The sequence below is a fragment of the Legionella pneumophila subsp. pascullei genome, assembly GCF_900637585.1.
GTDB lineage: Bacteria > Pseudomonadota > Gammaproteobacteria > Legionellales > Legionellaceae > Legionella > Legionella pascullei.
On sequence record NZ_LR134380.1, the window covers coordinates 2,910,764 to 2,931,267 of the forward strand.

Consider the following 20,504-nt stretch of genomic DNA (forward strand, 5'->3'; position numbering starts at 1 on the left):
TCGTAATTCAGCTTATAATTTATGCACACATACCAAAATGATTGCAACTTACAACTCAACTATGTGGATAATTTTTAGGTTATGATGAGCTTTATCGACAAATATTTTTAAAAACCTATAGGTCGAAACTCATCGGAACGCCAAGGTCTTATAGATTTTGTTTGTTGTTCAGCTAAAGGGAGTAATTTGCGGCAGGGATAGCCACTTAAACGATAGTAGCCCAATCGACCTAGATACTCCAATGCCACTTTATCATTGGTTACCTCCAAACCACGAGATTTTAATAACTCAAGTTGCTGTTCAAAGGTAAGATAAGGTTTATTATAATGCGACATTTTTAAGATTTATAAAAAAGAAAACCCGCTCGTGCATTTTTCAATGTAGAGGAGCAGGCCGTGTTATGTATAGTATAACACTATTTAAAATGTTGTTGGGAACAAATTAAGTAATTATCATTACATTTTTAAAACAACGATGAGTTATAGCGAAAATATTGACCTAAAGTCCAACGCAAGATTATGTCTTAAAAAAATTGAAATGAAAAATGATAAACTACTGCGTCACTGCTATTTATATGCAGTGACGCAGATACTCTTTCGAAAAATCCAATTTTAAAATCAATAAATTAACTTTAAAAATTCAATCCCACACCAGAGGATTGAACAAAATATTCCTCCAAAACCTATTGCCCCCAGATCTCGCCTTTGCTAAATTTTTCATAAGCATAACTGATGAGCCTGTGCAACTCAGGCGAAACCTTTGGGTCTTATGCTAAGCCACTCTCATCCCATAACCTGTGGCTGGACGTCTAGTCGGGAATCTGAAGTTCTAGGATAGGCTACCATCGGGTAGATAAGTTAATAATCACTTCTTTATTAACCATGGATCAGCGGCAGCTGCTGTTAGATTGCCGTGCGTTTTTGTATTTAAACAATAAGGAGATAAACCACAAAAAAAACCGTTGTACCAAAATCATTAACTTTTGATTTGCCCCACCATTTCGAGCCTTGCAGCGCAAGCTGGATATCCTCTTTGAGTGAATCGCTCGACTAACACTAAACCAAAGACAGGGCAAATAAATTGATTGAATAGAACTATGCGCAAACACTCTTTAAGACAAATAGCGAGCCAGTATCTGGATCATGATAATAGCGGTAGCCCTCGTGGCAAAAAATATCGTCGCTTTGTTATTCTTAGGATGATTGAGGATCTCTTTGTCCTTGGGCTTGCACCATCCAATTGGTCTGGTTTGACACCAATCCATTTGCAGCAACTGATTCAACACTGGCATAAGAAAAAAGTTAAACCTTCGACTCTGATGAATTACATGACCATCATCCGAAAATTTCTAAACCATGTTGGTCATAATGCTGAGAATATTGATAATCTCAGTCTTGGTTTGCAAACTAAGAAAATTAAAAAGCAAACTCGAAAATCTCCTGCTAATTTGCTTGATAAGATTAATGATCCCATTGCAAAAATCCTTTTGGGCTTTCAAATTCATTTTGGTTTGACCTTGAGCGAAGCCATGTGAATTTTACCTGGGGTACATATTCAAGAACATGAATTACTACTGACACGAGAAATCACTTTTAATAGCAAGGATAGGAAGATTCCTATTCGCTCCGAAGCTCAAATAAAGCTTATACAAGATTTTAATCTATTAACCCAATGGAACGGCTGTTTTATCGCCACTCATGGTTATAGAGCTATCTGTTTTAGCTGGCAAAAAGCCATGAAGTCCCTAAGGCTCTCTGGAAAGAAATGCTGGCGTTATCTTTATGCCCAGCAATTAAACTCACAATTATCCTCTCAAATATCCCATTACCGCTTGTCCTTACTCATCATGGATGAAATGGGATTGAAATCCCGCACCACGCTTTGGAGTTATCTCAATGAGCAATAAACTACGCAGTGCACTTTATTCAGTACACCAATTAATTAAACAAATGCAGGGATATTCCTATGCCAGTAAGGCAGATATGAAGCATATGATTAACCGCTGCATGAAAGATTTACATGAATTAGGTTTTAAAGTTGGTCATTTAAATGGCTTAAAGCCCAAACATATTTATGTGCTTGTTGAACATTGGAAAAAACAAGGTAAGAGTCCTGCAACTATCAAGAATTATATGTCCAAATTGCGTAAACTCGCTTATTTTCTTGATAAACCTAAGTTGGTTAAAACAGGCAATGATTCCTATCAAATTGATAAACGCACTTATGTTCCTACTCAAAACAAAGCAATTCACCAAATTGACTTAAACTTATGTACTGATCCTCATGTTCGCCTATCCCTTGAAGCCCAAATGCTTTTTGGTCTACGTAGGGAAGAGTCAATGAAATTTGTAGTCAGTGAAGCTTGGCATGGTGATTGTTTGCATATCAAACCCAGTTGGACAAAGGGTGGTATTGGACGATTGCTTAAAATTACCAATGAAGAACAAATGAAATGGCTATCAAAAGTCTGGCAACAGATAAGACGTGGTGAGTCCCTAATTCCTGCAGAAAGAACCTATAAACAGCATTTAAGTCATTATCAACAGCAAGCTAAGTTAATGGGTGTATGTAAATTACACGGTATCCGTCATGCTTATGCTCAACGTAGATATATCGAATTAACGAAACAGTTAGATCCTTTAAATATAGGTTTGAGATGTCCAATTGCCGGGGGGAAATCAGCCCAAGAGCTAAATCAAACAGAGAGAAAAATCGATAAACAAGTTAGAGGAATAATTAGTCGGGAACTTGGACACTCACGTATAAATATCACCAGGGTCTATCTCGGATAAAACGTAATATGGGATGTCTTGCGAAAACTTATTCAGGAAGCACATTGGTTTTATGATAGGAATAAACTAACCCCGGTTGCGAGCAACCGGGCTACCTTGCTAAAGAGCGACTAGCTCAGCAAGCTTGGTCGCAACATCTGCCATTGAGTCTTCTGCAGTGCTCAAGCCACTTCGCGATCCGAGCAAGGGACTAACATCGCGAAGAGCTTCATACGTTGTGTCGTGTACGATGGGAACGAGCAGATCACGTGCCAAGAGTGCTGAAAGCTCTTTGTCGGCAATACCCTCTCCTTCGAGGCGATCCAGCAACGCAGGAGTCACAAGCACGATCCCGACCCGCGACTTCGCTAATCCTTTATCGATTTCACGAAGCAAAGTCGCTCCGAGGAGGACGTCCTTCTCGCTGAACCAAACTGAGACACCGCGCGACTCGAGCAGATCATGCAGCTCCTTGGCGACCCCTTTTCGGTCGTCCCACGCATGGCATAGAAAAATGTCCCGAAGGTCAGGCACAGACGCTCGCTTTTCAACGTTTTCGCGGACTGGGGTGAGCGTCCGCACTTCGGCAGACGTGTATACCACGGATGAACTTGCTCGCGACCAGCGTGGCCTTACACTGTTGCTAGATCCAGCAACGCTGCTACGGCCGCTCCAGCTATTCTCGCTGCTCCTTGTCGCGGAGTAAGGTAGATATGAACCGTAGCCGCGAGAGCGGTTCCTACAGGCAGGGCAGGCATCTCGCCCGCTTGCAGTGCGATGTCCATTTGATGGTGCTGTGCATCTAACCATGACGTAATCCTCCATTTGTAATCGTTCTTTCAGATATATGGTTAAGCAAACGTAGGCACCCTTGAGCTAAAACGAACAGGAAGATATTTACGAAAACATTTTTTTGTTGGTTTCTTATTAACCACGCTTGGAGAATTTTTCCCAGATAATGGCCTTTGTGATCAGACACTTCATCATGATCATATATTACGCCAATATTGTCTTGTCGATAGCCAAAACAATCACTACTCCATGTCCACAAATCATTCATTTTCAACTCCTTTGAAATGAATTTAAATTAAAATTAAAGATCGCTTAATGATCGTATAGACCAAGTTAAGATCAAAATAATGATGTCATTTTTATCCTAAAGAAACAATAGAAAAATCTATATTTTGAATAAAAAATACTAAAAAACACAATACATTGTGTTTTGATGGGCAATTAACCAGCATACTCAAGCAATTTTGGTCATTGAGTGTTGTAACAAAGTCTACACCACCTTTTTTCATATAAGATATTATCCGCACGAGTCTCCCACTCATGCCCATTTTTACAAACCATTCTAATCTTGGTTTTACATTGCAAATATTCAGTTGATAGACATATGCCTCCATGTCTTCTCGCAAACTCATGAAAGTACTCTATTGAGTATTTCCGAGAATTATTTCGCGCACAAATAGGACATCCAGACTTATTTTTTGTTCGGTTATAGATTGTGGCCTGCCATGAGTGTTTTTTGTTACATTTCCACCATACTTTCTTGCCTACATGCGGAGTAAAGTCAGATGGATTTAATCCTTCATTCAATTCGCTATCCCACTCTGCCAATAGTTCAGGATAAGAAACAGCTAAATTATTTGTAGCTGAAGCATACCGGCCATAACAAAATGGGCAACCTGTACCACTTGTTCTACTGTTAGGTGCCGCTTGCCATTCATGTCCCTCTCTGCATTTCCACCAAACCTTAATATTCATGTTTGGAGTTATTGCTTCGGGAAGAACTCCACCATTTTTTTCATAATGCCATTCGTTAACAAGATGTGGGTTTATTTTTGCAAAATTCCACTCACTGGTCGCCTTGTTAGGAACAACACGAGGACAATGAGGACAACCAGTGTTTTGGCCTGAGCGGTTATTTAGTGAAGTTTCCCAAGTATGACCTTGCTCACATCTCCACCAAACATTTTTATTTGCTGCAGGCCTAAAATGTTCAGGAGATAACGGAGCATTCAAATCATAAGCCCACTCTCTAGCAAGATCTGGTTTTTTAGCAGCAAATGAAAGCTCGTATGGCGGAGCTGGAAGATGAGAAATAATTTTCCGATATAGTTTTTTATTAAGAAGTGAACCGCTATCAATATAATGCTGTAGATTTCCACGCTCAACATTGGATAAATCAGCAAATTTAATGATTTGATTGATAAGATTAGAAATTACTGGAAATATATTATTTGACGATTTAAAAGAGATATCTCGGACACTCAATAACGGCAATCCCTCCTCCCTTAAACGAAATAACAGAATACCTTTTTCTTCAAACAATTTTTGTTTTATAGCATCAACATGTGCTTTGGGCTTATGCCAATACACGCCGTCAATTTCTATTCCAAGCTTTTTATCAGGAAGAAATATGTCACATTCGTATTTTCCAATTTTTTCACGCCAAGAGACATTAGGAAACAATGCTTTTATTTCAGTGTAGACAGCAATCTCGATTCTTGATGTTTGAAGCGCGCACTTCGAGCAACCAGTACCATTATTTACTCTTGTGCCAACTGTTGCCTGCCAGTCATGACCATGCTTGCAAGTCCACCAGACTTTTGTTCCACCGCCAGCAATAACATCATTAGGAGTTAATGCCCCGTTCTTAGTAGGATGCCAATCTTGAGCAATATCAGGGCGAAGTTGAGCAAGACTATTCTCATTGCAGAGCTTACGGTTGCTGCAATATGGGCATGAGTTACTATATTGTTTTCTTGTTCTGTTTTGAATCGTAGCTTGCCAAGAGTGCCCCCTTTGACATTTCCACCATACTTTCTGATTTGCTCTTGGAGAAATGTTCCCAGGATCAAGATTTTTGTTTTTTATCAAGTCCAACTCTTTCAATAATTCAGGATATTCAGTAGCAAAATTTCTATCACTTGTTGGCTTTTGGCCAGCACAGTAAGGACAGCCATGTCCACGATTTCGGCTATTGATGACTGCTTCCCATTCATGATTGTTTGAACATAACCACCATACTTTTATTCCGGAGCCAGATGATACATCTATGGGCGTTAAAGGCATATTTTTATGTGGATGCCATTGATTTGATAATTCTGGATTTTCTGACTGTAATGTGTCGGCTCTTTTAATTAAACCAAGAGATTGCTCAATCGAACGTCCTTTCTTTAACATTTCGATGACGTGCGTATAGGCTCGACTGTAGTATTTTGCAGCTTCTTTTAATGTTTTAAACTCACGACCCTCTACTTGAACAGAAATACCCGCAGTTTTGGATGCAAAAGCAGGAGGCGGTACAAGCCCTACAGCTTGCTCAGGAGTCCAACCTTTTGAAAGACGATAATCGACTGTATTTCGTGATTTACCAAATGCTTTAGCTGCACTCTCAAGTGAGTCGTACTCTTTGCCTTGAATAAATACTTTTCTTTTGTTCGATTGTGTAGTCATCTAATTTTAATTTTTGAAAATACCAAAGTACACCCAGAAGTACACCTAGCAGAATTTTTGAATTTTAAGGGGTTTAACTAAGAAGATGTAACATACTGATTCTAAAGGGGATTTGATGGTCGGGACGGAAGGATTTGAACCTTCGACCACTAGCACCCCATGCTGCAAGATATTGATTTATTTGTAATAACATTTTTGTATCTTTTCAATCAACAATCCTTGCTACAACTGCGTTTTAAGCATATCATAAGCAACAAACGATAACAACGAATATCATTCCAAAACATCATAAAGTACCCAGCAAAGTAACCAGTAGAAGGATTGCCATGGTAAGATTTACTGATACCTACATCAAAAATTTGAAGCCGTCTGATAAGCGGGTTGAACTATTCGAAGGTGATGGCTTTGGCATCTTTGTTTATCCTACTGGCACCAAAACCTGGGTATACCGCTACAAAATAGATGGTAAAAAAGACCATGTTACTATTGGCAATTATCCTACTGTTAGTTTATCAGAGGCCAAACGACAGTTCATGGACTTAAGGGCAATTAAAAAAGCCGGAAATAATCCCAAACAGACCATTGTTGCCCCACAGGAAGAAAGTTATACAGTAAAAGATCTGGTCACAAACTGGTATGAGAATTACATCAAGCGCCACCGCAAATGCCCTGGGCAAATAGAACAAATAATTAAAGCCGATATAATACCGATGCTTGGAAGCATTGAAGTTGAAGAGCTTAAAACAAAAGATATTACTAGGTCTTTAGATACAATTGTTAATCGCGGCTCCCCTGTCCATGCCAATAAAGTGCTAAGCGCACTTAAACAAGCATTTAATTATGCTGTCAGCCGAGGTGAATTGTCCGTTAATCATGCAGCGAACATCCGATCCAGAGATATAGGTGGTATTGAAAAACCCAGAGAGCGATTTCTGACATTAGAAGAAATCAAACAACTCTGGCAATTCTTAAGTAATGGGAAACATAGCGTCTCATTACAAATTACCAATGCCATCAAAATATTACTATTAACTGGTGTTCGTACTGGCGAACTCAGGGTTGCCAAATGGAATGAGATAGACTTTGAAAACTCTTTATGGACTATTCCCGCTATCAATACCAAAACTGGCATTACTATGCGAGTTCATTTAACAAGCATGGTTAAATCACTATTTATGGAGTTATACAATTGCAGCATGGGTGAATACGTCATAAGTAGCGCAGACGGTCAAAGCCCCCTCTCCGATCGCGCCCTACCCAAAGCTGTAATCCGTTTACAAGAAAGGATTGGTATCGATAAATGGACACCCCACGACCTTCGTCGAACCTTTGCTACCCAATTGGGTGAAAGCCTAAACATAGATCCCGTTGTCATAGAAAAGTGTCTAGGACATAAAATGCCTAAAATCATGGCGACGTATAATAAGAATGAGATGTTGCCACAAAGAAGAGATGCCCTGGAAAAGTGGTCGGGCTGTATAATGGACTTAGTTTATGAAAATATAGACCTGTAAATGCTCGATCGTATTATTTTTTGACAACGTACAACTTTATTGGTACACTTAATTATGAAGAAGAAAATTGAATTTATAGCTTATAAAGGTGAAGCATATACCATTGAATGGTATTTTGATGACAACAAGTATAGTGATGCATTGGAATATTATAACAGCTTAAATAAAGCCGAAAAAATCCAGCTGTTAAAATTATTAAAGCGAATGGGAGATAATGGAGAAATAAAGGATAAAACAAAGTTCATGAATGAAGGTGATAAAATTTATGCTTTTAAACCACAACCCGAACGTTTTTTATGTTTTTTCTATGAGGGTAAAAAAATTGTTATTACCAATGGCTTTCGCAAAAAACAGCAGAAGCTACCCCTTAATGAAAAAGATAAAGCGATAAATAGTCGAAATGATTATATTAATCGCGTAGAGAAAGGTGACTATTATGAGTAACAAACAACTATCAACATTTGAACGAGAAATGCAGGACCCCGAATTCAAACAACAGTTTGAAGAAGAGTACCAAGAGTTCCTATTGTCTGAGATTATTCGCGAGCTGATGGAAAACAGCAAAAAAAGCGTAAGAAAACTAGCCAGTGAATCAGGTCTTTCCGCGACAGCGATACAAAATTTGCGGTCAGGAGTGCAGGAAGACATGAAATTAACAAATTTCCTAAATGTGTCGCATGCATGTGGCTATGATATTTTTCTTGAGAAGAATGGTAAAAAAATATGTCTTTAGCCATCATAAAAACATTCTCCAACAGTATTTAATGATGTACCAAGTCAGATCCCGCCTCATATCGATAGCGTGGTAATCTGAAGGTGGGCATTAACCCACGACCATCTTCATCAACCTGATACGTTAACACATTATTAGTAATCCAACGGTATGCGGCGGTATGCGGCGGTATGCGGCGGTATGCGGCATGGTAAACCAAAACAGTTCATTCCAATGAACAATTTAAGTGCTAGATCAAAAAATGGCTACTAATCAATAATTCGTAATCAATATTCACGGGTATCCGCTGGAATCCAACGGTATCCGCCATAGTCTATCGAAATCGGTTTATTCAAATCAATAAGTTGGCGCATTCAACCCGCTAATGCAACGACACTAATCAGTGTTCTTAATTCGATAAAATTTACATTCTACACCATGCCCAGTCCCATCTTTATAGTAATGCATTCCACATTTTTCCATCACGCGGTGTGAGGCTTTGTGTTCTATGGGAGCAAAAGCAATAATAAAATCAGCTTTAATATTTTTTTTACTCCAATTAAGAAGGCCTTTTAAAGCTTCTGAGGCATAATTCATGCCCCAAAATTTTCTTGCGATTAGATATCCAACTTCAATTTCGCCAGTCTCTATAGGACCAAAACCACAGCGTCCAATAAATTCATTAGATTCCTTGTTAAAGATGACAAAACAAGGAAGTCCAAGTTCTTTATAAAAACCTATGAACTGTTTAATTCTTTTCTTAGTTTGCTCCTTCGATTGGACTCCATCAGGAAAATACTTTCTAACCTCTGGATCTAAATTTAATTCAGCCACAAGGTTTAGATCTTCTTCACTAATCAAACGCAATATTGTTCGTTGAGTTTCGATTTCTAGCAGCATAGTATATTTCCCATCATTTACTAAGCACAAAAAAACATCAGAAAATTAGCTGCTGAATCACTGGTCTTTCCGCTAATTACTGGTGTCACACAGCTTAATTGTAATTGCTATACTTAGATTGAATGCAATTTTGCAAAGGGTAAAAGTGTCGACTAACAAACTTACCAAATCTAAGTTTAAACTGGCTTTGGAGTGCCCTACCAAACTCTATTATATAGATAAGCCCCAATATGCCAACCAACAAGAAGAGAATTCATTTTTAAAAGCGTTGGCTGAAGGTGGATATCAGGTAGAAGCCCTTGCTCGCTGTTATTTCCCTGAAGGTATATTTGTGAAAACCAGTCATGGCAAGTCAGCCATAGATGTGACAAAGGAACTACTGACAAAAGAATCAATTATCCTATTCGAGGCAGAGGTATTGCACCAAAGATATCTAATTCGCACGGATATTTTGATAAAAAATCAGAACCACTTGAAGTTAATAGAGATCAAAGCTAAATCTATTGGCAATGAAGAAATCCAAACCATTGTAAAGAAGGATGGAACCATCAATGCAAAATGGAAGCCCTACATTGCAGATGTTGCTTTTCAAAAATGGGTTCTTCAACATGCTTTCCCAAATTACCGGATTTCAAGTTATCTAATGCTTGTTGATAAAGACAGCATTTGCCCCACCGATGGTTTGAACCGCAAATTTTTTCTAACTAAGGATGAATCCGGTAAACCGAGGGTTAAAATTTTAGAACCACTATCATCCGAAGATCTATCGGTTCGCCTGTTGAAGGAAATTAATGTCGATCATTTGACGGAAAAAATATGGTCTGAAACTGATGCCTCAGGGCGGTCTTTTATTGATAGCTTCCACGAGTTAAGTCAACAATATTTTAATGGATTAAAATCACCATCGCGCCCTAAAAAAGAATGTGCTGCTTGTCAATTCAAAACATTACCTAGCGATGAAGCAAGGGGACTGCTTTCAGGATTTAAAGAATGTTGGCACGAAGCACTCGGATACAACGATAATGATTTTCTCGATGCTACTGTTTTGGACTTATGGAATTTTCGTGACAGGGAAAAATGCCTACAAAAAGGGTTAATCAAACTGCAGGATTTTGATGAAGATGATTTACCTACCAAAGATGATGGCAAGCCAGGTTTATCAGCCAGTCAACGTCAATGGCTGCAAATTGAAAAAGCTAAAAACAACAATAATACTGTTTGGTTAGATAAACAGGGCTTAAGCGATGAAATGCAATCCTGGGTATATCCCTTACATTTTATTGATTTTGAAACAGCAATGTTACCTATACCCTTTAAAAAAGGTGCTCATCCATATCAGGGCATAGCTTTTCAATTTTCCCACCATGTCATGGATGAGAAAGGTAATGTGGCACACGTTGGTGAATACCTCAATACTGTTCCAGGTATTGACCCTTCAATTGATTTTATTCGTGTACTAAAATCTGAACTTGAAAAAGATTCTGGGACTATTTTTCGCTATAGCAATCATGAAAATACATATTTAAATATGATATTGGGGCAACTGCTTGAACTTCCAGATCCTCCGACAGATCTGAATGATCTGGTAGTGTTTATTAAGTCGATTACAAAATCGCCATCAGATAGCCGTAACAAATGGATTGGCGAGCGGTGTATGGTTGATTTATGTGAACTTGTTAAGCGTTTTTATTATGATCCCTTAACAAATGGTTCAAATTCAATCAAGAAAGTGCTGCCTGCTATTTTGAATCGCTCAAAACACCTTCAACAAAAATATAGTCAACCGATTTATGGCTGCAAACGAGGCATAATAAGCAAAAACTTTAATCAAAAGTGCTGGATTGTGTTTGATGATGGGGGAATAAAAGATCCTTACTCTCTTTTGGACCCCATCAATAAGGAATTACCTGAGGAAGAAGTTAAATTTTTGTTTGATGATGAATACTTAAAAGAAGGCGGGGCTGCCACCATCGCTTATGCCAAACTACAGTTCACTCATATGAGTAACTTTGAACGTGAAGAACTCAAAAGAGCTTTATTACAATATTGCGAGCTGGATACATTAGCTATGGTCATGATTGTAGAAGCTTGGCAAGACATGGTGAAATAAAGCTAATGTGTCAACCAGAGCCTACGGTGTAAGCTTAATTATTTATTATCAGCCCTTTCTGATATATGTTTAATAAATGTCACTTCGAATGCCTTGCACGGACGATATTGCTGTAACCTATTAGCAAAGGTGAAAGCATCGTTTATCTCATAGTGCTGAAATATATCAAGACCACGATCCATGGAAATTTTCCAACCATGATTAGTAACGATATGACGAGCATGGATAGAGCCAGCATCCGCGAACTCCCAGGTGAACATCACGCCAACTGAACTGGCAGATTCTTGTATCTTCTCAAAATGTTCTTTTTGTTGTTCCCCTTTGAAATCATCTTCGGTTGTAACTAAATGAACAGAAACTTCCTCATCCTGGGCTTTAAGCTTGACCAATGTTTCTAAAAATTCCATGAAATTTTTAATCTGATAAAATAGACGAATGTAAGGGTCTGTAACGGTAATGGCCGATGATCCCTTTAGGTAGGCCCCTAGCAGAGAATCAAAAGATATACCTTTTTGGTTTTCCTTAATGATAAGATGCTGTTCTAGGGGGGCTTTTAGGGCAGATGGCGAAGGTTGTGAAGGAACTGGTGGTTGTTCAATATATGGACTTTCCTCAGTAACGTCCTCATCAATAGTTTTATTGTAATAACTAGGATATTCTTCCTCTTCAAGTGTACTAACGAACTTCTTATTTCCTTCCATGTCAGCATAGTAAAAGCTAACATTACCGTATGTGGTGTCGATTCTCATCAGCTGATCTTTAACGCGTTTTCGGCCTTCAATTGCAAATTTTAAAATTTCCTCAATCTCTTCCTCAGTAGCTTCACCGTGAGGAAAAAGTATTTTCATCAAACCAGAAAATGTTTTATGAATTCCATCTCGATCCCTTGTTGAAATATCGGGGGAAAGAGAGAAATATTCTTTATAACGGTCTGAGTAGTCGTGATTACGTAATGAGCGCAAAATCTCAGCCAGATAATCGACTACAAAACCATAATCACTAGAGAAAATTTCACCTCGAATAATATCAACTTCCCAGCCGGGAATATAAAAGTGTATTCGATCAAGAAATGCAGAGTCATAGAACTTATCTGGTAACTCACAAAACAAATCTGAGTGTTTTAACATATAAGGAACTGTATGCTGGGTATTACCTACAAAGACCATCGATGCCTCAGCACCTAAAGTTTCTACACCTCGAGAGAAAGACTTATTGGCCATGTAATTCTTCATGATATCAACTAAGGCTTTGTCCACCCGTTTCTGCTTTCCTGCAAACTCATCAAAAGCAACACAATCCCAGTAGCCGACTAAGCCAATTTTTCCAGTAGAATTATTGACAAACAATTTAGGAACGGTGACTTCACCACCAGAAATTAGAATCCCGTGAGGCGAAAATTCTGAGTAAATATGAGATTTACCAGTACCCTTTGGACCAAGCTCAATCAGGTTGTAGTTGCGCTCACAAAATGGAATAAGGCGAATCAATTGGGTCAGCTTACTGCGCTTCCCAAACATTTCAGGATTAAAGCCGATGCTTTGAATTAGCAGATCTATCCACTCATCAGTTGAGAACTGCTTGCGAGCATCAGTATATAAATCAAAATCAAAATGAGACAGTTGAATAGGTTTCAGAGTAGATAAAATCCAAGGACTAGCGTTCTTATCCTCAGTGAATAAGTACTCAATGTCTGCAATACACCACACGCCACTGACCAATAACTTTGGATGCGCCTTGACCGTGCCTGAGTCGACAAGCACCTTCTTAATACCAAGGTTGGAAAACTGCGCTTCATAAGCATCAGTCTTATCGTTAAGCGACACGCTGATTTTATCGATAACCTTGTAACGCCCTTTTTCTTTAATATTGGAACGAACCAAGCCAGACTCATTACGATGCACATAATGTTTTCTTAGAATTTCCTTAACCGTCTCAATACCAGTTTGGATAGTTGGCTCATCACTAGTAGCACAATATTGTCCCAGAAGATATTCCAACACATAGGATGGGACAATGGCATTACCTTTGACAGCTTTAACAAGATCTTTGCGAACAACGAGTCCTGGGAAATGGAAATTACTTTTCTGGTCAAGTTCATTCATTGGTATTCTATCCTCTAAAAGTCAAAGTCACTGGTAAATGATCGTCGCATCACATATCGGAGCGACTTGTATTCTTTGTAATGTGAGGTTCCGGCATGTTTTTCCTCTAAACGAAGAATGACCTCCTGACCGTTTACTTCATCAGCCATGCGGGTCAAGACAAAGCGCACTTGAAGCTCCCGTTCTCGAGGATTATCCGAACTCAGGTCAAAAGTCAGGTCGTGACTATCAGAAATTAATTCGCCGGCTTCTGTATAAATACCAGCTCTTAGCACACGAGGTTGGACTTTATCTATAACAGGTCCAGCTTGATACATCGTCACCGCCAGCTGCCCAGATGTGATTACTGAGCTGGACCCGCGCAGAATATCTACCTCTACAGCAGTTACATCACTCTGGCGTTTTTTGTGAATTTTAAGAACAGGAATGACCACCTCTTGCAATGATGCTCCCCCATGTACAAAACGACTACCGGAGCCTTTTAATCGAAGGCGGTTAATCGATTTGGGAATTTGCACCTCTACCTCACCGGAAAGGCTTAGTTGTTGGGGCATGAACTTGCGTAAACTGGAAGATTCAATCAGCCCCTTACCAAGCAGAAAACGCCGATCTCGATAGAGAATTTTATCTCCTGCCGCATCAATACCTGAAAAATCGCTTTCATCAATAGTGCGATTTTGATAAATAAAACCATGGTCTGCTGTCACAAGCAAATTGGTGGCATTGGCACCAGTAAGTTTCTTAATCAAACGAATTAATTCCTGCAAAGTTTCTTCCACTGCTTCGAAAACACGCTCTTCAGTTTCCCGTTTGTCACCTGTGGCATCGATCCGGTTATGATAAACATAAATTACATCATGATCACGAACTAAAGCTCGACAATCATCTTTTTTCATGGCCATCAACTCATCGGCTTTGCAGGCCGTAGCGCGTATATTTGGAATAAGTCCCAGGATCTTTTTGCGGTTGATAGTTCCTTGTGAGCTTAATCCATCAACTAACACGGCTCCGCTTTCATTGTCTGCAATCTCTAGCTTCTTGTGCGGAAGTAGTGCCGCCATACCGAGCTGAGTGTAGCTCGGGAGCATCGATAGGACCGGTTTTATTTCAGCGCTATAACGGTCTTCCTGGCGAATGAGGGACAACAATTCATCGCCAATTTCATAACGCATGGCATCCGAGATAAGTACACAAACCTTAGTATCTTTGCGCAAGAATGGACGTACCCACTGCTCGAAAAATTCTGATTGATTCTTCACTGGATCGGCTTCCCACCTGGATGCCTCATCAACAAAGGCCTGGAAGCAATTACCCAGTTTAAATAGATAATTATTACTGTAAAAGTTTTCGATCTGTTCAGTCAGGGGAGCCATCAAAGAAGCTTGTCCCGATATGCGTACATGATAAGTAAATTTACGATAAAGCTGATCGAGTTGATACCAGCAATCACTGTATCTTTGCACACCTTCGGCAAGACTATTCATCGTTAGATTAGCCTCACCCAAAGCATGAATAAACCGAGAAGCATAGTCAATAGCTTCATAAAGATGTTGGTATTGTCCGTACCAATGGCTTTGTCTTCGTTGACGAACCCAAAGTGATACATCACCGCTAGAAACAGTTCGTGAAGCTACTGCTCGAACTAGATCGCTAATGATTTTCAAATCGATCAGGCGGAAATAATCTAATTCTATTAATTCCCTAAAGTCCTGATTTGTTAAGTTATGTTCAATACCAAGTACGTCAGCACATTCTTCTGATAAGGCTTCAAAACCAGCTTCAAATTGGCGGCTATCCTTCCATCGTTTAAGAAAAACTAAAGCATCGCCAGTCAGTTTCACCTGCCCCTCTGTACCCATGGCGTAGCATGATTTGAAAAGCTCAATGACAAAATCACGGATACCCGGCTCGCTCGAAGTATAACCATAACAACGAGTCATCTGCTCCCAAAGAAAGTTTTCTAGACCGCATCTGCCAACCAATTTAATCTTCTCGTCATGCCCCTTTGCTAGCTCTTGTAATAAAGTTTCTGCCACCGCATCAATACGCGGTTCACTATCTGTGCATATTGCCAGCATTTTCAGACGAATCTGTCCAGCCGTATCATCGGCCTGCAGTAATTTCTTGAGCGCATCCTTTCGTTTTTGTGCCTGGAAGAATTCCACATGGGGCTGAATAACTTCCGTAAACTCAAACCCAAGCCCCAACTCGGATAGCCAAATAGCCACTTGATCCGTACGGAATTCACCGTGAGCCAATTGTACGTCAAGCAACCAGTTATTGAGATCATCAGGCTGAGGTCCTTCATAGTAGAGCAGAAATTTTTGTGCCGGCTGTTCACGCAGAATTTTGTATTTGATACCATACTGGTTATTATTAAGTTCCAATTTTTCAATACCGGATAGCTGAATAGCCTCAAAGTTCTCGCGCAGCTCTTTTTTGGCGTCATACCAAAAAACGATCCGATGACGCTCAAATAATTTACTTAATGTCAGAGCAATACGGTTACTCATCGGTTAACCCCTTAATTTTCTTCAAAGCCGCACCAAACTTTGGATAGTTAACCTTCACACCATCATCAAGATCTATTTCTAACTGTTCAGCAGCAAGTGGATAAAGAATGTCGCGCTCATATTCTTCCAATTCCTTCAGTATCTTGTTCGTCTTATCAATCTCCTTGAATGCCTTTGTCTTCTCGTTTTTTGAGGTGCTGGCACTTATACTTACTGCTTCTAAATATTTTTTATGTGCAATAAGTTTGGTGCGGTATTCGCGTAAATAGTCATTCAATACCACGCTGACTGTATCCGGACGATAACGATGCATGTAAATTAATGCATTAAAACTTCCATTGGGGCTTGAAAACAGCCAGTAGATAGGGCGTTTCTTATACCGTTTCACATGATCACTATAGAATTCATTTAAAAAATAGTCTCTGATGCTGTAATTTCGCTTATCTTTGACGTTTAACCCCTGTTCTATAAACCTGAGGTTTTCCTCATATTGCTCCTCACCAAAGGCCACTCGCAGGAATTTACGGAACCGTTCTGTGATATCATCGGAAAACCAGTTACTATCGAGAATGGGGATAACGTTATCTTCATCGGCCGGGAAACTCGGCTCCGGAACTCGCTTTAGATAGTCTTCAATGGTTTCACCTTGGTTAGCCAGGATTAGAGCGGGTGTGTCCAGCGCGTAACGGCCAAACATGCAGCCGACGGCATAAGAAACCAATTCTCGCATAGTATCAGCGAGCAATAGTGCCTCGAGTTCTTCTTCACTCTTGTCGTTACCGTATCGGTAATGCGGATTACAGGTCAAGGTGATTTCATTTAGCGGCACTTCGGGCCTCAGCTCATCTTGCAGGCCGTAGGCTTCGATGAAGATACAGTTGTTTTCTTCTTCTAACCGTTGCATCTCCAACGTCATCTCCCGCCAATGAGTGTGGAGTTTTTGGTAGGTTGCCTTCAGGGTTGGTTGGCTGTATTCAGGCTGAAGTAAAGGCTGCCTAGTGAAGTCCCAAGATGTTTCGTAGGAATCCCAATCATACTTACTCAAATAGGTCAACCTTGGAATGTTCATATCACATTTGTCCTTAGCATCACTTGAGTGAGTAATAGGTAAGCTTCCAATATGCCCAGCTTCGTAATTCAAGGTTGGGCTAAGCAAACCTAAACAATAAAGCGCAATTTTGCTATTTAGAAATCCTAAATAAAAGTTGTCCTTTCCATCAGTAAAAAGCCCCTTGCCTCCACTTCCAAAAATTAAATTTTGAATCGCTCTCATTGAGGGTTTACTGCTGGATATACCAGACCAGGTAATACCCCTCTTAAAATAAAACTCAGGACTTACAACTCTTCCTCCAGCAGCATCTCTAGTAGCATCGCGAATCTCAACCCCATTATGCCACCAATTGACAACATACTCTCGATTTCCTTCCCACTTACGGTAATCGCCACCTTTACTGAATGGATACCAGCGATAGTTCGCATCTACAGTTTCTGAAATATCAGTTATCTCAAAAGGAATGCCGTTAAAGTTAACTTCATACCAAAATCGTAAGAATCTGTTGTTATCGGTAGTCGATAAACCACTTTTAGGCTCACAAACTTCGTTAATTTGCGGAAAACTATCAAATGCTCTTAAAACACTCTTTGTTGTCCAATATGCAATCGGACTCCCAGGAATTTTCTTGAAGTCTGAAGCAGAAGCCCGATAAAACCATCTTTGGGGTGAGGCCTTCTGATTTCTTTCATTATGCGGAGGAAATACCTTCGGTTTGTTTTCTTCTCCCAAGTCTTCATACTCTACATAGCAATATGAACCTATCGTATTAGTGTAACCCCCCACTTTCCAAACGGTTGCAGCCGTTCCAAAAGCAATTCCCATAACCATATTAGCCATGTGAGCCATGGACTCAATAGCGGTAAGATCCATGAGTTTTATTCTTAAAGCCTCATAGGATGATAAGAACATCCAACTTTGCATTGTTACCATGGCGCTGTAACCATATCTATGCACTAAGCCCATACCACGTTCTATAAACATCGCAAACAGATCAGATTTACTGTTCGGAAAGTTATCCTTAGCCCATGCAGTTAATCGTCCATTCATCCCCTTACCCCCCATATAAGGTGGATTGGCAATCACAACATGGTATTTTGGGCTAAGATAGTCAGCCTGTTGAAGGGCTTGCAATATCTTTTTATGAGTTGTCTTATAGATCCAGTCGCCACCTAAATCTTTGGTCTCCAAACTCTCCAATAAGCCCTTCACCTCAGTCATCTCAGGACGTATTAGAGATCCGAAGTTGTCCGATTCTTCAAACTGGCTCAAAGTAGTCAGAAGTGGGGGCGTGAAGATTTCTTGACCAACATAATCTATATAGTCATTAAGCTCTCCTTCTTCAAAATGCACATTTTCCAACACGCAAATGTTTGGCTTAACTCCTTTGTTAAAGAACCGCCTTTGTTTGGCACGAGCTTTCATGGTAAGGGCGAAGGCAGCCAACTCACCGGCACGTTCGTCAATTTCGATGCCAAATAGGTTATGGGTAAGAATTTTTTCCGGGATTTCAGTGGGTTCATAGCCTTCTTCTTCGTAGATGGTATAAAGCAGATCAAAGGCATAAGTGAGCATATGACCAGAACCACAGGCTGGGTCACAAATTTTAATATCTTCAGGTTTATCAATTTTTAGGAAGTCTGTTTCTTGTTGCTCTGATTTAATATAGTAATCCATGCGTTCAACCAGCTTTGAATCAGGACGGTTGAGAAGCCAAAGACGACCGAGTGAGTTTTCAACCAAATAGCGCACAATCCAGTGTGGTGTAAAAAGCTGGGTAGCAGCAGGGATATTTTCAGGCGTTACTTTTTTGTTTTTCTTCAGCCCCTCGAACACTTCATCCTTTTTTTCAGAAATGTAGTATTGGTAGAGCCAGCCGATTATCTCAACATCTTTACAATTATCAGATGTCATTGCTTCACGTGTATAAGTGAGAATAGAGTTGCTTGAAAGCAAGTCATCAGGCATCAGTAATTCAGTAAAATCATCAATGCGTTGAAACAAGAAAGGCATAGAGCGATGAAAAAAATTACATGCAGCAACGATAAGCAAGCGGTAAGCTTCTCCTTGTGGGTCACGGCTAGGTGATCTACCTTCGAGCAGTGCAAAAATATTCTTTCTTACCATGTCTGGTACCATTTGTTCGTCGATATGGCCCATCTTGGCTTCAGCCAAAATTTCAGGCTGAAATTGTTCCTTGGAAGGTGAAACCACGCCAATACGGGTATAACAGTTTACATCCATAAAACGTAAGGCACAGAATCGGTTAAACCAAGTGTAAGCAACTCGCTCAATAACTTGATCTTTGTCATAACGTTCAATAGCTTCTTCAAGCTTCTTAATAGCCTCTGCACCTTCACGGCGGGCTGCACTGTTTTCTATTAATACAAACTTTAGCTTGGCAGAAACCTGCTCCCTAAGCATTCTTCGAGCGAGCTGAGCAAATTTTTTAAGCTTGGTTGTTTCCATTTAGTTACCTTTCTCTTCGGGCAAACGACCAGATTGTTTTTCAATTTTCTTTTCCTCAGATTTTACTCGCCTTTCTAACTTTTTAATGTCTTCTTCTGGTGGAAGTTTTTCCGGTTTTATTCCGCGTTGTCCAAGCATGTCACGTACACTAATATTATTCTGTATATGTTCACGAGTTATATCCCCTTCTCCCTGCAAATTCTCTTGCTGGACATTATGGTTGGTCATTTCAGTAGCCAGATTCTTTGCTGCTATGGTCAAGGTCGGTAAGAAATCAGCTAAAGGTCTCGTTTTGGTTATTCCATAGCGTTCTTTCATAACTTGAGTGGTATTTCCTCCAAAAAGAGCGGCATCTCCCCTAGAGCGTATCCTACCAAAACCAGCATCATCTACTCCTCGTTCGTAGATGTTTTGTGACAGGGCTTTTTCGGATTCTCGCAACCGTTCACGGGCATCCAATCTTGCTTGAAGACGCATCCGATCTTCGATAAGTTCCTGCTTACGTGTTTGAATAGCAAAATAGCTTTGCGCAAAGGCAATAGGTGCTTTACGGGGATCCCCATTCTGAGCAATGAGATAGCAAGCGTAGCGAGTAAGCATCAAATCATCGATTTCACGCTGACCACCTTTACCGTGTGTAATTATCTTCTTTACTGATCGGAAGTGATTTTCAGGATTATACCCAGTCGTTTCGCAAGATTCGATTGCCCGTTTTATTGCAGTCTGAAAATTCTCCCATTTACTGTATCCAAGTGGCTCTTGAAGATCGCGGGCAAACCAAAACTCAACCTCCTCACCAGGTATCTGTTGACTGAGTGAGTCAAATTGACTTTGAAGTATTTGAATCATGTCTGATTTCATTGTTATTTCTCCAGGTGATCAATTTCCTGGCGCCAGGAA

16 protein-coding genes are annotated in these 20,504 nt (G+C 39.9%); 7 read left to right on the forward strand and 9 right to left on the reverse strand.

Features of this window, described 5'->3' with window-relative positions:
• Positions 1 to 107: 107 nt before the first annotated feature.
• Entirely contained in the window at positions 108 to 335 is a 228-nt protein-coding gene (locus EL201_RS13090) for an Abi family protein (protein ID WP_027222674.1), read from the reverse strand.
• A 761-nt stretch (positions 336 to 1,096) separates the two neighbouring features.
• Here EL201_RS13090 and EL201_RS15890 point away from each other — a divergent pair.
• The 3 genes from EL201_RS15890 (at position 1,097) to EL201_RS13100 (ending at position 2,792) form a co-directional block, all read left to right on the forward strand.
• The gene (locus EL201_RS15890; protein WP_231955081.1) at positions 1,097 to 1,534 is read left to right on the forward strand and encodes a phage integrase N-terminal domain-containing protein; all 438 of its coding nucleotides are present in this window, start codon (positions 1,097 to 1,099) and stop codon (positions 1,532 to 1,534) included.
• A 201-nt stretch (positions 1,535 to 1,735) separates the two neighbouring features.
• The gene (locus EL201_RS15895) at positions 1,736 to 1,906 is read left to right on the forward strand and encodes a hypothetical protein (protein WP_231955082.1); all 171 of its coding nucleotides are present in this window, start codon (positions 1,736 to 1,738) and stop codon (positions 1,904 to 1,906) included.
• Positions 1,896 to 2,792: a phage integrase N-terminal domain-containing protein gene (locus EL201_RS13100; RefSeq protein WP_027222675.1), complete on the forward strand. Its 897-nt coding sequence runs from the start codon at positions 1,896 to 1,898 to the stop codon at positions 2,790 to 2,792. Before EL201_RS15895 ends, EL201_RS13100 begins: the two co-directional genes overlap by 11 nt.
• 99 nt (positions 2,793 to 2,891) lie before the next feature.
• Here EL201_RS13100 and EL201_RS13105 read toward each other — a convergent pair whose 3' ends face one another.
• The 3 genes from EL201_RS13105 to EL201_RS13115 all read right to left on the reverse strand — a co-directional run bounded on the left by EL201_RS13105 (position 2,892) and on the right by EL201_RS13115 (position 6,233).
• The gene (locus EL201_RS13105) at positions 2,892 to 3,596 is read right to left on the reverse strand and encodes a toll/interleukin-1 receptor domain-containing protein (RefSeq protein ID WP_331708820.1); all 705 of its coding nucleotides are present in this window, start codon (positions 3,594 to 3,596) and stop codon (positions 2,892 to 2,894) included.
• Entirely contained in the window at positions 3,574 to 3,831 is a 258-nt protein-coding gene (locus EL201_RS13110; RefSeq protein WP_061773166.1) for a hypothetical protein, read from the reverse strand. The genes EL201_RS13105 and EL201_RS13110 overlap by 23 nt, the downstream gene beginning before the upstream one ends.
• A 200-nt stretch (positions 3,832 to 4,031) precedes the next feature.
• A complete protein-coding gene (locus EL201_RS13115; RefSeq protein ID WP_027222677.1) occupies positions 4,032 to 6,233 on the reverse strand; it encodes a zinc-ribbon domain-containing protein in 2,202 nt (733 codons plus the stop codon).
• Between the two features lie 326 nt (positions 6,234 to 6,559).
• On the opposite strand from EL201_RS13115, the gene EL201_RS13120 reads away from it, so the two are divergent.
• From EL201_RS13120 to EL201_RS13130, 3 genes are read left to right on the forward strand one after another with little or no spacing between them, the layout of a single operon-like run.
• Positions 6,560 to 7,747: a tyrosine-type recombinase/integrase gene (locus tag EL201_RS13120; RefSeq protein WP_027222678.1), complete on the forward strand. Its 1,188-nt coding sequence runs from the start codon at positions 6,560 to 6,562 to the stop codon at positions 7,745 to 7,747.
• A 54-nt stretch (positions 7,748 to 7,801) separates the two neighbouring features.
• Positions 7,802 to 8,191, forward strand: coding sequence for a type II toxin-antitoxin system RelE/ParE family toxin (locus EL201_RS13125; protein ID WP_027222679.1), 390 nt, complete (start codon positions 7,802 to 7,804; stop codon positions 8,189 to 8,191).
• A complete protein-coding gene (locus EL201_RS13130; protein ID WP_027222680.1) occupies positions 8,184 to 8,480 on the forward strand; it encodes an Lrp/AsnC family transcriptional regulator in 297 nt (98 codons plus the stop codon). The genes EL201_RS13125 and EL201_RS13130 overlap by 8 nt, the downstream gene beginning before the upstream one ends.
• Before the next feature lie 375 nt (positions 8,481 to 8,855).
• Here EL201_RS13130 and EL201_RS13135 read toward each other — a convergent pair whose 3' ends face one another.
• Entirely contained in the window at positions 8,856 to 9,326 is a 471-nt protein-coding gene (locus EL201_RS13135) for a GNAT family N-acetyltransferase (protein ID WP_231955085.1), read from the reverse strand.
• A 178-nt stretch (positions 9,327 to 9,504) separates the two neighbouring features.
• Between EL201_RS13135 and EL201_RS13140 the strand changes: the two genes are divergently transcribed.
• Positions 9,505 to 11,469, forward strand: coding sequence for a DUF2779 domain-containing protein (locus EL201_RS13140; protein ID WP_027222682.1), 1,965 nt, complete (start codon positions 9,505 to 9,507; stop codon positions 11,467 to 11,469).
• Between the two features lie 38 nt (positions 11,470 to 11,507).
• On the opposite strand, the gene brxL is transcribed toward EL201_RS13140, so the two are convergent.
• From brxL to dinD, 4 genes are read right to left on the reverse strand one after another with little or no spacing between them, the layout of a single operon-like run.
• Complete coding sequence (gene brxL, locus EL201_RS13145) at positions 11,508 to 13,571, reverse strand: BREX system Lon protease-like protein BrxL (RefSeq protein WP_027222683.1); 2,064 nt, start codon at positions 13,569 to 13,571, stop codon at positions 11,508 to 11,510.
• Between the two features lie 14 nt (positions 13,572 to 13,585).
• Positions 13,586 to 16,084 carry a BREX-1 system phosphatase PglZ type A gene (gene pglZ / locus EL201_RS13150; RefSeq protein ID WP_027222684.1) on the reverse strand — a complete coding sequence of 833 codons (2,499 nt, stop codon included), beginning with the start codon at positions 16,082 to 16,084 and terminating at the stop codon, positions 13,586 to 13,588.
• The gene (pglX, locus tag EL201_RS13155) at positions 16,077 to 19,604 is read right to left on the reverse strand and encodes a BREX-1 system adenine-specific DNA-methyltransferase PglX (protein ID WP_027222685.1); all 3,528 of its coding nucleotides are present in this window, start codon (positions 19,602 to 19,604) and stop codon (positions 16,077 to 16,079) included. The genes pglZ and pglX overlap by 8 nt, the downstream gene beginning before the upstream one ends.
• Entirely contained in the window at positions 19,605 to 20,465 is an 861-nt protein-coding gene (gene dinD / locus EL201_RS13160) for a DNA damage-inducible protein D (protein ID WP_027222686.1), read from the reverse strand. It lies immediately after the preceding gene.
• Positions 20,466 to 20,504 lie beyond the last annotated feature (39 nt).